Source organism: Streptococcus sp. FSL E2-3494 (assembly GCF_038007085.1).
Lineage (GTDB): Bacteria > Bacillota > Bacilli > Lactobacillales > Streptococcaceae > Streptococcus > Streptococcus thermophilus.
The window spans coordinates 1557823-1570818 of record NZ_JBBOWN010000001.1; the positions used below are offsets into that span (position 1 = coordinate 1557823).

Genomic DNA, 12996 nt, shown 5'->3' on the forward strand with positions numbered 1-12996 from the left:
GTTGATGAAGCCAAGGCGATTTATCTACTTTTCCTAAGAAATTAGTCCCGTGTTCAGTTACATTCAGTAACCAAACGACCCTTTCTGTAAAGTTTAAAATACGTTGTTAAATGGTGGAGAAGGAATTTTCACACAGTATTTAGGGCGTGTTCAACTCCTTTCAAAGAATGTTGAGTGGTTTTCTATAGAAAAAGGAATTTAGTTACTGCAAGTAACCGAACAATCCTTTCTGTAGTTTAAAGTGTTTAAAATAGATTATTGAATCAGTGATTAGAGAGTTCCTCCTCAGCATAAGCCGTCATCTCTCATTCTCTTTATGATTGTAGGCAAACTCCATCTTTTTAGCCAATCATACTTACCTGTAAAATCATCATGAGAAGCCTTACCTCTAAAAAACTTTCAGGGTCTCCAAATTTAGATTCAATTACCTTAAGTATGCATAGACGAAATACTATCGGTGTATACAATCCTAAAAGTCTAATTTGTCGACGATTCATGATGATTACAAGAAAAATTGAGGACAAAAAACTAATAAAAGAAAACCTAAGTATAGATCCATTATTCACACTCCTTAAAACGCTGTCGTTTCTTCCAAGGTAAATTTAACATTATCCTCAATCCATTGACGGCGAGGAGCTGCCTTATCTCCCATTAGCACTGAGACGCGGCGTTCGGCACGCGCTAAATCGTCAATAGTCACTTGGATAAGCGTTCTGGTCTCTGGATTCATGGTTGTTTCCCAAAGCTGGTCAGCATTCATTTCACCAAGTCCTTTGTAACGTTGGAGAAGCGCACCTCTACCAAACTTTTGACGAAGTTCTTCAAGTTCCCCATCGGTCCAAGCATATTCGACAACTTCCTTCTTGCCTTTACCTTTAGACATCTTATAAAGAGGGGGCAAAGCAATATAAACGTGCCCTGTTTCAACCAATGGACGCATATAACGATAGAAGAAAGTAAGCAACAAGGTCTGGATGTGAGCTCCATCGGTATCAGCATCGGTCATGATGATAATCTTGTCATAGTTGATATCGTCAAGGTTAAAATCAGCTCCAACACCTGCACCAATAGTGTAAATCATGGTATTGATTTCTTCATTTTTGAGAATATCTGCCATTTTGGCTTTCTCTGTATTTAGGACCTTACCTCGTAAGGGCAGAATTGCCTGGAATTTACGATCACGGCCTTGTTTGGCTGATCCACCAGCAGAGTCCCCTTCGACCAGATAGAGCTCATTTTTCTTGGCATTTTTAGACTGGGCTGGCGTCAGTTTCCCTGACAAGAGTCCCTTGTCTTTTTTATTTTTCTTTCCATTTCGGCTAGCATCACGAGCTTTTCTGGCAGCTTCACGGGCATCACGGGCCTTGATGGCCTTACGCACCAAGTTAGAAGCCAGATCTCCATTTTCCATAAGGAAATAAGTCAGATACTCTGAAACAATACCATCAACAATAGGGCGAGCAAGTGGTGACCCCAACTTATCCTTGGTTTGCCCCTCAAACTGAAGGTGCTCTTCAGGAACTAAGAGCGAGATAACCGCTGACAAGCCCTCACGGTAATCCGACCCTTCAAGGTTCTTATCCTTTTCTTTGAGTAAGCCAGTCTTACGTGCATAATCGTTAAAGGCCTTGGTAATAGCAGATTTGAAGCCCGTCTCGTGAGTACCTCCGTCCTTAGTTCGGACATTATTAACAAAGGAAAGGATATTATCAGAGTAACCATCATTGTACTGAAGGGCTAATTCCAAGTGAAAATCTTGCTGATCTCCATCAATATAGATGACTGGCGTCAGCGTTTCCTTGTCTTCATTCAAGTAAGACACAAAGTCTTGGACTCCATTTTCATAATGGAATTCTTCGCGTACTTCTTCTTCACCACGCAAGTCTGTCAATGTCATGGTAACATTCTTAAGAAGGAAGGCTGATTCTTTGAGACGCTCTGAGATAGTATTAAATTTGAAGTCTGTCGTTGAAAAGATGCTAGCATCAGGCATGAAGGTTACTTTTGTCCCTGTCTTAGACTTAGGTGCCTTGCCAATCTTTTCGAGCCCTGTAACAGGGTGACCACCATTTTCAAAACGCTGGCGATAAACACTACCATCACGGGTAATCTCTACCTCAAGCCAGCTAGAAAGTGCATTTACAACTGATGATCCTACACCGTGAAGACCACCAGAAGTCTTATAACCACCTTGTCCAAATTTACCACCTGCGTGGAGGACTGTGAAAATAACTTCTACCGTTGGTTTACCCATGGCATGCATACCTGTCGGCATCCCACGTCCAGAGTCAGAAACGGAAACAGAACCATCCTTATTTAAGGTGACAGCAATGACATCACCAAAGCCTGAGAGAGCTTCATCGACCGCATTGTCGACAATCTCCCAAACCAAGTGATGAAGACCTGTCCCATCTGTTGAGCCAATGTACATCCCTGGGCGTTTGCGAACAGCATCTAACCCTTCCAGTACCTGAATGGCATCATCATTATAATTATTTACATTTATTTCTTTTTTAGCCAAGAGTGACCTCCAAAATTTTCATCCTTATTATTTTATAAGTTTTCAAAAGAATTTGCAAAGGAAATTGAGAAAGCTCACAGGGTATCTTTATGCTGACTAGCTTTGTCAATTACTAGGCTGTATGCTATAATTATCTCATGAAAATCTTATTATTAATCCTTATCGCCTACTTGCTAGGTTCCATTCAGACTGGTCTCTGGATTGGAAAAGTTTTCTTTCACACTAATCTTCGAGAGCATGGATCTGGAAATACTGGAACAACCAATACCTTCCGTGTTCTTGGTAAGACTGCTGGCACAATCACTTTCTTAGTGGACATGCTTAAAGGAACTTTGGCAGTGCTCTTACCTATTTGGCTGGGTATCACGGAAGTGTCACCCCTAATCATTGGTTTCTTTGCAATTATCGGGCATATTTTTCCATTCTTTACGGGATTTAAGGGTGGAAAAGCCGTTGCGACAAGTGCTGGGGTGCTTCTTGGTTTTGTTCCCCTCTACTTTGTCTTCCTACTCCTGGTCTTTGCTTTAACGCTCTATTTAACCAGCATGATTTCATTTTCAAGTATCACTGCTGCAGTTGTTGGACTGATCACCTTGGCTACTTTTCCAGCCATCCACTTCTTGCTAGATGGCTATGACCCAATCTTTAGTGCTGTTCTTATCATCATAGTTTTAGTGATTATTTTCCGTCACACTGAAAATATAGCTCGTATCCGTAACCATCGAGAAAACCTGGTCCCCTTTGGACTTAATTTAACTAAACAAAATCCAAAGAAATAAATAATTTATTACTATTGACCACTAGCCAAGCTAGTGGTTTTCTTGTTCTGCTAACCAACTGACGGCCTCAAAACAAATAATAAAGATCCAAAGTCTCTACCTCGGATCTTTTTAGGCTTAAGCTTTAAAGCTGACACCATTTTCTTTTAATTTTTTAACTGTCGCAGGTCCTACCCCCTTGAGCGCTAGGACTTCTTCTTCAGTCACAGTAGCAAAAGCCGCTACTGACGTCAAACCTTCATTGTAGAGGGTCTCTACAAGGTTCGAACGAAGACCGTCAACTTCTGGAACTTCTGCAAAGGATTCAAGACTAAGATCTGTAGTTACCACTTCTTCCTTAGCAACTGTCTTAGATTCAGCAAGAGGTTGTGGTGCTACTGGTGGCACCGGTGGAACAGGGGCTTTAAGATTATTGAAAAGTCCTTGTTTTTTCAAACGGTGTTTAAAAGCTTTCTTTTTATTTTTTACTTTAGCCATGTCTAGTTTTCTCCTATTTTGACAAACGACTTTTTCTTATAAAGCACGGTTGTCATTTTTTTCATTCTCTATTAATAGTGACGTTCTCCGAACAGGCCATCTGGCATATCATGGAAACCTTTACCCGCACGATAATTGGTAAACTTACCAATTAGGAAATTGTAGGCATCTAATTTAGCCTCATAACGGAAACTTGCATCACGTGCACGCTCATCGCCATCTTCTTCCCAGATTTTCTTGCTAGCAGCCAAAGCCGTTTCGTTTACTTTAACTTGGGTAACAACCCATTCCTCAAAGTCTTTTAGAAATTCTTGTTCGTAGGTCATGTTTTCCTCTTCATTTTAAAAACCAGCTTAATGCTGGCTTCATTTTCTACTAATAGTGTGTAGAGCTAATAGCCTTACAATTTCTTATTATAACAAATAATTAGAAATTTGACTAGGTTCTAAATTCTTGATATAAGGCTTTAATGTCATTTGGACGTGTTCGACAGCAACCACCCAAAATTTTCACGCCAAAATGAGCATGCCAATACTTGCTATGTTCAACTAGGGTTAAAGCGTCTTTATCTTTGGGTTTCCAAGTCTGACTGTCGCCATCATAAACTTCACCTGAATTGGGATAAGTAATGAGCGCCTTGCCAGCATTCTTAAGAAAAGCTAGAGCCTGGTTATACAGAAGAGGTGAACTACAGTTGATGCCTACAGCCAAGATTTGATTTGACTGAGAAACAAGCTTGGCCATTTCAGCTAGAGAAGTCCCATCACTGATAGCATCTGGAATCTGGACTGTAAAACTCATATAAGCTTCTGCTTCTGGAAGCTCTTCAGCTAGAAGTTCAATCAAGGCTTGTGTTTCCAAACGATTTGGAATGGTTTCCAAAGCCAACAAATCCACACCTTGATCTAGGAGAATTTGAATCCTAGGGCGATGAAAATCCTTAAGCTCCTTGATAGTAATTTGACCATAATCACCACTATACTCAGAACCATTAGCCAAATAAGCCGCGTACGGACCAACATCTCCAGAAATCAAAGGATATGGTCGTTTTGCTTTCTCAGTCTCATCTAATGCTCCCCATACCTTATCACGTGCAGCCTTTGCTAACCGGACCGTCAGGGCAATAATCTGCTCCGCTGCTTTCTCGGTAAGTCCTGCCTCTACCAATCCAGGTAAGGTCGCCTGATAAGATGACGTGGTAATCAAGTCAGCCCCAGCAGCCACATAAGTTTCGTGAAGTTCTTGAATAACTTCTGACTTCTCAAGAAGGTACTTAGCTGACCAGAGCTTACCTGAAATATCATACCCCAGGGCTTCCATCTCTGTTCCTAGAGCCCCATGAAGAATGAGGGGAGAATTATTTTCCAAATAATCTTTAAATGTTGCCATAAAACTCCTCCTTACCATTTGTTAAAGCAAAGGTAGTGATAAAGGTAACAGAAAATCATGAAAGGAATACCGAAATAGAGTCCCGCACGTTGTGAACTATCCCAAGCAATCCCAAGCACAGAAATAGCCAACAGAACAATTGTGATATAAGGGAGGATTGGATTAAACGGTGTCTTATAGTCCAGTTCGTCTTCGGAATGTTCTAGCTTCCACTGTTTTCGGAAATTAATCTGTGCCATAGGAATAGAAAGCCAAACAACAACAACTGCAAAACCAGCAATTGATACTAGAGCTAGATAAACCGTATCCGCTGCATAGATACTTGAGAAGAGCGATAAAACTGCCCCAGCCATGGAAATCAAAAGGGCTGTCATTGGAACGCCATGCTTATTGATTGTCACTAGTTTTTTATTGAGCATTCCCTCATTGGCCAAAGACCAAAGCATACGGCTTGAAGCATAGAGCCCCGAATTCCCAGCCGAAAGAATAGCTGTCAGGATAACAAAATTCATAATGTCTGCCGCAACTGGAATCCCCATCTTGTCAAAGACATCAACGAAAGGGGCTGAGGATACCCCTGCTTCTTTCATTGGAAGAAGCGAAGCCAATACCACAATAGTCAAGACGAAGAAGATAACCAAACGTCCAATGGTTGTTTTAATAGCACGTGGAACAGCCTCTTTGGGATTATCTGTTTCACCAGCTGCAATACCGATTAATTCTGTTCCCGAAAAGGCATAATTAACCGCCAACATAACTGACACAATGGCAAGACCTCCATTGGGAAAGAGACCATTGGCCGTCAAATGCTTAAACATAATAGCTTCATGGTGACCTTCAAAACGCACCAAACCAAACATAGCTCCTAGACCTAGTATGATGAAAACCAAGATGGCGATGACTTTGATTGACGAGAAGACGGATTCTGCTTCCGCAAAAGATCTCACACTCAAAGCATTAATCCCCAAAATTACTAAGGCAAAGAAGGTTGCAAAAATCCAAGCCGGAACTGACGGAAACCAGCGTTGCATCAGCATGGCCGCACCTAGGAATTCTGTCCCCAAGGCAACCGTCCAACAAATCCAATAAAGCCAGGCTACAGTAAAACCTGTTCCAGGACTGATAAACTTAGTGGCATAGGTGTGAAAGGATCCCGTTACTGGCATAGCTACTGCTAACTCCCCCAACGAAAGCATAACCAAGTAAACGACAACAGCTCCCACAAGATAAGAGAGGATAGCACCAAGGGGACCTGCTTGTGCAATCGTATAGCCCGAGCTCAAGAAAAGACCAGTGCCGATAACACCACCCAGCGAGAGCATAAAGAGGTGGCGTGAGGTCATCTTCCGTTGAAACTGACCCTCATTTTCATAATTATGTTTTTCCATAGATTCCTCCAATAGATGTAATAAAACAAGCTTATCACAATAAAAGATCTTTGGATAATAGGTTGAAACTATCAAAGAGATAGAGAAAAACTATCACAAGAAAAAAACTCGGATTTCACCGAGCTTTTCTTACAATTCTGCCAAAATAGTATCCCATGCCTCGTCATAGCCATCACGTGTGACAGATGAAAAAACGATGAAATGGTCATTTTTGTCGAAATTGAGTTTTTTCTTAATGATCGATTCGTGCTTGTTCCATTTTCCACGAGGAATCTTATCAGCCTTAGTCGCTACAACAATAACTGGAATTTCATAATACTTTAGAAATTCATACATTTGAATATCGTCCTGAGTTGGCTCATGTCGGAGGTCAACCAAGCTAACAACGACACGAAGATTATCTCGAGTCACAAGGTACTCCTCAATCATTTTCCCCCATTTAGCACGTTCTTTTTTGGAAACACGGGCATAACCATAACCTGGAACATCCACAAAGCGTAACTTGTCGTCAATATTATAGAAATTGAGCAATTGTGTTTTTCCTGGTTTACCAGAAGTACGTGCTAGATTTTTACGACCAAGAAGTGTATTGATAAAGCTTGACTTACCAACATTCGATCGTCCTGCTAGGGCAACTTCAGGTAGGTCATCTTGTGGGTAGTGACTCTTATTTGCCGCACTGAGTAAAATCTCAGCATTGTGCGTATTTAGGACTTGTTCTTCAGTCATAGGTCCTCCTTATGCTGTTTCCAATACTGGAGCAGCTTTCCCATCAACAGCTTCTTTGGTGATACGAACCTTAGTGACATCTTCCTGACTAGGGATTTCAAACATAACATCCATCATGACTTCTTCAATGATAGAGCGAAGCCCACGCGCACCAGTCTTACGTTCAATTGCCTTACTTGCAATAGCCTCAAGGGCATCCTGGTCAAACTCAAGTTCAACCCCATCATAAGACAAGAGGGTTTGATACTGCTTCACCAAGGCATTCCTAGGCTCTGTCAAAATACGCACCAAGTCGTCAACCGTTAACTGTTCAAGGGCCGCAAGAACTGGCAAACGTCCGATAAATTCAGGGATAAGTCCAAATTTTTGGATATCTTCAGCCACAATTTCTTTCATGTATGATGATTCGTCATCAATTGCTTTATTATTTTGACCAAACCCAATGATTTTCTCACCAAGACGTTGCTTAACGATATCTTCGATACCATCAAAAGCACCACCCACGATAAAGAGAATATTCTTAGTATCAATTTGAATCATCTCTTGATTAGGGTGTTTACGACCACCTTGAGGTGGAACGCTAGCCACTGTTCCCTCAATAATCTTCAAGAGAGCTTGTTGAACCCCTTCACCTGAAACATCACGAGTGATTGAAACATTCTCACCTTTTTTGGCAATCTTATCAATCTCGTCCACGTAGATAATCCCACGTTCCGCACGTTCAATATTAAAGTCTGCCGCTTGGATTAGTTTGAGGAGGATGTTTTCCACATCCTCACCCACATAACCTGCCTCTGTCAATGATGTCGCATCCGCAATCGCGAAAGGAACATTCAAACTACGAGCCAAAGTCTGAGCTAAGTAAGTTTTCCCTGACCCTGTTGGTCCAATCATGAGAATATTTGATTTTTGCAAGTCCACATCATGATCTTCACGACTTTCTGTGAAGTTGATACGTTTATAGTGGTTGTAAACAGCTACTGCCAAGGCGCGTTTGACACGATCTTGCCCCACGACATAGTTGTTCAAAATATCTAAAAGTTCTTTTGGCTTTGGCGTTTCAGCCAAGTCAGCTAAAACTTCTTCAGCCGTTTCCTCACGAATGATTTCTTGTGACAAGGCCACACATTCGTTACAGATAAAGACGCCATTACCGGCGATAATTTTCTTCACTTCTTCTTGGTTTTTGCCACAAAATGAACAATAAACCATCTCTTCATTACGATTTCCAGCCATTTATTCCTCACTCTTTTCTAAAATAGGGTGCCATAGAAGGCATGAATAGTATTGACAAGGTTAGTAAAAGCATTTAAAAAGAGAAAAACTGCTAACCCATAACGTTTCTTACGAAAGGCAGGAATTGCGGAAAGCACACAAAGCACTCCCAATAATGCAGTAAATAATCCAAAAACACTACGTTGCATGAACCTAGTCCCCTTCTTTTTCATAGCGACTTATACTAAACTCATAGGCATTTTTTTCATTCTTGGGCACGCGGTCACGCGATACCTCTTTAAATGCCGTCGTATCTAGTTGTGGAAAATATGTGTCTCCCTCTAAATCAGCCTCAATAGTTGTTTTGATAAGCATATCATAATGTCCATCAAAAGCCTTGTAGACACTAGCACCACCAGCAATATAGAGATCCTTATCTTGCTGTTCAAACCAAGCTAGAGCTTCCTCAACACTCGTAACGGTCGTTACTTCCTCACAGTCGAAGTCCTTGTCTCGTGTTAGAATTAAGGTTTCACGTCCTGGGAGGCAACGACGGTTCATGCCATCAAAGGTCACACGTCCCATAAGAATTGCTGAACCCATGGTCGTTTTCTTGAAATGTGCCAGTTCAGCAGGCAAGTGCCACGGCATGGTGTGATTCTTCCCAATAACATGGTTACGAGCTTCCGCCCAAATAGCAATGATTTGTTTAGACACGGTATTTCCTTTTCTTTATAAGTTTACAATCCATTCTAACAAAAAAAGACAAAAAGAGCTTGGAAAAACTTTGCCAGCTCTTTATGGGCTTAAATCATAAGCATTTATTAAATTGCTAAGTCAAATTTGAGTTGAGGTTTAACAGGATAATAGTCCACCAATTCAAAATCTTCTGGTTTGATATCAAAGAAATTAGTTTCATCAGGAACATTGAGGACCAAGCGTGGTTGACAATCAGACGGCTGACGCTTGAGGAGTTCCTCAGCTTGTTCAAATTGATTGTCATAGATATGGAGGTTGTTGATGAAATAAAAGAATTTACCAACTTTCCAACCAAAATGCTTGGCAATCATCATCTGAAGTGCCACATACTGCATAGCATTAATATGATGGGCCACCAACATATCGTTTGAGCGCTGCGTCAAAGTGGCATCCAAATAAACGTCCTCACCCACACGACGAACATCAAACATGGTCTGGAAGGCGCAAGGCTGAAGTCCAGCTGTCTCCTCGAAGGCCTCGTAATCCCAAAGGGAAATGACATTACGGCGATTCCAAGGATTGGCTTCTAACTGTGCTAACAAACGATTAATGATATCGTGCTTCTTAACGACTGCCCCATAACGCTGACCGATTGAACGCTTGTCCCCATTATTAGCAGGGACGCCTTCAACTTCCCAGTCATTCCAATAATGAACATTATACTTATCTTCAAGCACATCTAGGCTATTTGTCTGGTCTTGATAGATCCAGAACACTTCTTTGATGGCAGATTTGATAGCAATGGGACGCAGAGTCGTAATTGGAAACTCTCCCTTGCTCAAATCATATTCTGCAAAAGACCCTGTGATGTATTTGGAATTGGCTGTTGTGCCATCCTTGTATTTAGGACGTGCTTGCTCTGACCAAACTCCCTCTTCCATGATTTTAGTGATATTTTCTTTAAAAATAGTGTCTGCTTTCGTCATGATTTTCCTCTTTATTCCATTGAAAACAAAGTCTCACTTAATACTCGTAACATATAGATGGAAATAACTTTGCTTATCTAATTATAGCTGTAAATAATGTTGCTTTTCATTTTTATTTTACCTTATTCTGGTGCAAATGAGAACTAAAAGCTATGGGATTACCAAAACTACGTCTTTTGAAATCCTCTAGTTCATATCAAATAATAAAGTGTTACTAACTATCAGAGTTTTTTTCAAGGCGAAAGCTCTTTTTTATGGTAAAATCACTATAGATTAGTATCCTCTGGATACTTTACAATGAAGAATAAAAGGAAACATCATATGTCTATTGGAATTGACAAGATTGGGTTTGCGACCAGTCAATATGTTCTAAACATGGCGGATCTTGCTCTTGCTCGAGGGGTGGATCCTGAAAAATTCAGCAAGGGGCTGATGCTTGATGCAACCAGCATTACACCAATTACAGAAGATATCGTGACACTTGCATCTGACGCAGCCGCTGACATTTTAACTGACGACGACAAGAAGGCCATTGATATGGTCATTGTAGCTACTGAGTCTTCCATTGACCAATCAAAGGCTGCTGCAGTTTATGTCCATAGTCTTCTCAACATTCAACCATTTGCCCGTTCTTTTGAAATGAAGGAAGCTTGCTATGCAGCAACTGCTGGTCTTAACTACGCTAAATTGCACGTAGCAGCTCACCCGAATAGCAAGGTTCTGGTTATCGCTAGTGATATCGCCCGCTATGGTGTAGGATCCTCAGGTGAATCTACTCAGGGAGCTGGTGCCGTAGCCATGCTAGTCAGTCAGAATCCACGTATTTTAGAGCTTGCGGATGACAATGTGGCACAAACCCGTGATGTCATGGACTTCTGGCGTCCAAACTATAGTTCAACGCCATTTGTTCAAGGCATCTATTCAAACAAGCAGTACCTTGATAGTTTGAAGACAACTTGGGTAGCTTATCAAGAACGTCATCAAGTCGATTTTGCTGATTTTGCAGCTTTTTGCCTTCACCTTCCTTATCCTAAATTGGCTCTTAAGGGACTTAATAAGATTATTCCCAAAGATTTGAATCCAGAGAATAAAGAGCGTCTCACAAGTAACTTCGAAGCTTCTATTACCTATAGTCGACAAATCGGAAATATCTATACAGGATCACTTTATCTTGGACTTCTTTCTTTGCTTGAACAGTCACAAAATCTTAAAACAGGAGATAAGATAGGCTTCTTTTCTTATGGTTCTGGAGCCGTCTCTGAAATTTTCTCCGGTCGTTTAGTGGAAGGCTACAAAGACATGCTTCGTTCTGATCGTCTAGATATCTTTGCCCAACGCCATAACTTGAGCGTTGCTGACTATGAGCAACTTTTCTATGAAGAGGCTCAATTGGATGACACTGGCTCAACCCAATTCAATACTTATCAAACTGGACCTTTCCGTTTGACTGAAATCTCTGAACATCAACGTATCTATAAAGGAAATCAAAATGACTAAACTCTCTTGGACTGGTTTTTCCAAGAAGACATTGCAAGAACGCAAAGAGCATTTGAAAAATAATGCTCTTTTGTCTCAGGAAAATCAAGACCTTCTGGATAATGACCAACAGCTTACTCTTGAAACAGCTAATCAAATGGCTGAAAATGTCATTGGTCGCTTTACACTTCCCTTCGCCATTTGCCCAGATGTATTGGTAGATGGCGTTACCTATCAGGTTCCCATGGTTACCGAGGAACCTTCAGTTGTGGCTGCTGCTTCCTATGCTAGCAAGCTCATCAAGCGTTCTGGTGGCTTTACAACCAAGATTCATGACCGGCAGATGATTGGGCAAGTAGCCCTCTTTGATGTCCCTGATAAAGCCACTGCGGCAAGTAAGATTCAAGCAGCTAGTCAGAAACTTATAGATATCGCCAAAGAAGCTTACCCTTCTATTGTTAAGCGTGGGGGTGGTCCTCGCAAGCTCTGGACTGAAACCAAGGGAGATTTCCTCATTGTCTACTTGGCAGTTGATACTCAAGAAGCCATGGGTGCCAATATGGTCAACACCATGATGGAAGCCCTGGTACCAGAATTAGAAAATCTCTCGGAAGGTCAAAGCCTCATGGCCATTCTCTCAAACCTAGCTACCGAAAGTCTTGTCACAGCTACCTGTCGTCTTAACACACGCTTTCTCAGTCGTAACAAGGCAGAGGCCCATAATTTTGCTAAAAAAATGGAACTGGCTAGCCAATTGGCCCAGGTCGACCCTTACCGAGCAGCTACCCATAATAAGGGAATTTTCAATGGTATCGACGCCCTAGTTATCGCGACTGGCAATGATTGGCGAGCAGTTGAGGCTGGGTGCCACGCCTATGCTAGCAAAGACGGAAGCTATCGTGGCCTATCGACATGGACCTATAATCAAGAAACTAAGGAACTGGTGGGAGAATTAACCCTACCAATGCCAATCGCGACCCGAGGTGGTTCTATTGGACTTAATCCGAGTGTATCAATCGCCCACGACTTGCTCAACCATCCAGATGCTAGAACCCTAGCAGGTATCATCGTCTCTCTTGGTTTGGTACAAAATCTTGCTGCTCTTAAAGCGCTTACCTCAACAGGTATCCAAGCAGGACATATGAAACTTCAGGCTAAATCTCTAGCTCTACTAGCTGGTGCTAATCCAGAAGAGATGCCTCACGTTTTGTCTGAGCTTCTCAAGGCCAAACATATGAATCAGGAAACTGCCCAAGCGATTTTGGAAAAACTCAGAAATCCTTAAAAAGAATACCGTAGCAGTTTAAAATATTACTTACCTTTTTAAGACTAAAAAA

13 protein-coding genes are annotated in these 12996 nt (G+C 41.5%); 3 read left to right on the top strand and 10 right to left on the bottom strand.

The genetic code is table 11. The features are described 5' to 3' along the window. Window positions 1-571 precede the first annotated feature (571 nt). A complete protein-coding gene (gene parE / locus NST05_RS08070) occupies window positions 572-2521 on the bottom strand; it encodes a DNA topoisomerase IV subunit B (protein ID WP_084828589.1) in 1950 nt (649 codons plus the stop codon). A gap of 137 nt (window positions 2522-2658) precedes the next feature. Here parE and plsY point away from each other — a divergent pair, with 137 nt between their 5' ends. Then, window positions 2659-3300 (top strand): glycerol-3-phosphate 1-O-acyltransferase PlsY, encoded by a 642-nt coding sequence (gene plsY, locus NST05_RS08075; RefSeq protein WP_084828588.1) that lies wholly within the window; start codon window positions 2659-2661, stop codon window positions 3298-3300. A 117-nt stretch (window positions 3301-3417) separates the two neighbouring features. Here the strand turns inward: plsY and NST05_RS08080 are convergent, their stop codons facing one another. From NST05_RS08080 to NST05_RS08120, 9 genes are all read right to left on the bottom strand, one after another. Further along, window positions 3418-3777, bottom strand: coding sequence for a helix-hairpin-helix domain-containing protein (locus NST05_RS08080; RefSeq protein WP_084828587.1), 360 nt, complete (start codon window positions 3775-3777; stop codon window positions 3418-3420). Window positions 3778-3848: 71 nt separating this feature from the next. Beyond that, window positions 3849-4103 carry a DUF1912 family protein gene (locus NST05_RS08085; RefSeq protein WP_002950164.1) on the bottom strand — a complete coding sequence of 85 codons (255 nt, stop codon included), beginning with the start codon at window positions 4101-4103 and terminating at the stop codon, window positions 3849-3851. A 112-nt stretch (window positions 4104-4215) separates the two neighbouring features. Next, window positions 4216-5166, bottom strand: a complete 951-nt coding sequence (mmuM, locus tag NST05_RS08090; protein ID WP_084828586.1) for a homocysteine S-methyltransferase — start codon at window positions 5164-5166, stop codon at window positions 4216-4218. Between the two features lie 11 nt (window positions 5167-5177). Next, the gene (locus tag NST05_RS08095; protein WP_100273543.1) at window positions 5178-6554 is read right to left on the bottom strand and encodes an amino acid permease; all 1377 of its coding nucleotides are present in this window, start codon (window positions 6552-6554) and stop codon (window positions 5178-5180) included. A 129-nt stretch (window positions 6555-6683) separates the two neighbouring features. Next, window positions 6684-7283 (bottom strand): ribosome biogenesis GTP-binding protein YihA/YsxC, encoded by a 600-nt coding sequence (gene yihA, locus NST05_RS08100; protein WP_002950154.1) that lies wholly within the window; start codon window positions 7281-7283, stop codon window positions 6684-6686. Between the two features lie 9 nt (window positions 7284-7292). Beyond that, window positions 7293-8519: an ATP-dependent Clp protease ATP-binding subunit ClpX gene (gene clpX / locus NST05_RS08105; protein WP_084828584.1), complete on the bottom strand. Its 1227-nt coding sequence runs from the start codon at window positions 8517-8519 to the stop codon at window positions 7293-7295. A 17-nt stretch (window positions 8520-8536) separates the two neighbouring features. Next, window positions 8537-8707, bottom strand: a complete 171-nt coding sequence (locus NST05_RS08110; protein ID WP_002886174.1) for a hypothetical protein — start codon at window positions 8705-8707, stop codon at window positions 8537-8539. A 4-nt stretch (window positions 8708-8711) separates the two neighbouring features. Continuing rightward, window positions 8712-9215 (bottom strand): dihydrofolate reductase, encoded by a 504-nt coding sequence (locus tag NST05_RS08115; protein ID WP_084828583.1) that lies wholly within the window; start codon window positions 9213-9215, stop codon window positions 8712-8714. Between the two features lie 107 nt (window positions 9216-9322). Then, window positions 9323-10183, bottom strand: a complete 861-nt coding sequence (locus tag NST05_RS08120; RefSeq protein WP_084828582.1) for a thymidylate synthase — start codon at window positions 10181-10183, stop codon at window positions 9323-9325. Window positions 10184-10504: 321 nt separating this feature from the next. Here NST05_RS08120 and NST05_RS08125 point away from each other — a divergent pair, with 321 nt between their 5' ends. Both NST05_RS08125 and NST05_RS08130 read left to right on the top strand, forming a co-directional pair. Next, window positions 10505-11680, top strand: coding sequence for a hydroxymethylglutaryl-CoA synthase (locus NST05_RS08125; protein WP_011680902.1), 1176 nt, complete (start codon window positions 10505-10507; stop codon window positions 11678-11680). Further along, window positions 11673-12944 carry a hydroxymethylglutaryl-CoA reductase, degradative gene (locus NST05_RS08130; protein WP_011680901.1) on the top strand — a complete coding sequence of 424 codons (1272 nt, stop codon included), beginning with the start codon at window positions 11673-11675 and terminating at the stop codon, window positions 12942-12944. The genes NST05_RS08125 and NST05_RS08130 overlap by 8 nt, the downstream gene beginning before the upstream one ends. The last annotated feature ends 52 nt before the right edge of the window (window positions 12945-12996 follow it).